Annotated in this window: 1 protein-coding gene and 1 riboswitch; the gene reads left to right on the top strand. The window is 45.3% G+C overall.

Annotation, left to right across the window (positions count from 1 at the left end):
* Positions 1–248 (top strand): helix-hairpin-helix domain-containing protein (locus tag LKX83_RS31940; RefSeq protein WP_255655019.1); only part of this gene is annotated, 248 nt, incomplete at its 5' end.
* Between the two features lie 78 nt (positions 249–326).
* A riboswitch (Lysine riboswitch) is annotated at positions 327–402 on the top strand. This riboswitch is flagged as partial in the annotation.

Here is a 402-nt window from a genome sequence, read left to right as displayed (position 1 = left end):
ACCGCTTTGCGATCACATTCCACCGTACTACGCGCGGTAAGACGATGTTCCACTCAAAGCTCGATGATATTCCGGGTATCGGAGAGAAGCGTAAGAAGCTTTTGCTTAAGCATTTTGGTTCGATCAAGCGCATGCGAGAAGCGACCGTGGAGGAGTATCGTAACCTTGGTATCGGTGATAAGCTGGCCCGTCAGATTTTAGAATACTTACAGGAGACAAAAGAGGGAACAGCCGAACAAGCCGAATAAAAGTAATTGTCAAGATTATTAACATATGGTACCATATACAGAAATTGAATAGTAAGCAAATAACGCCTCACTTAAATAGGGTGAGGTAGAGGCGCGAAAACCATAAGTATTCCGCTGGAGGAATGAGAATCCAGGGAAAGCGGGAGAAAGGGGA

This window comes from Cohnella baijiui, from assembly GCF_020731285.1.
Taxonomy (GTDB): Bacteria; Bacillota; Bacilli; order Paenibacillales; family Paenibacillaceae; genus Cohnella.
This window is presented reverse-complemented; position numbering and strand designations above follow the sequence as displayed.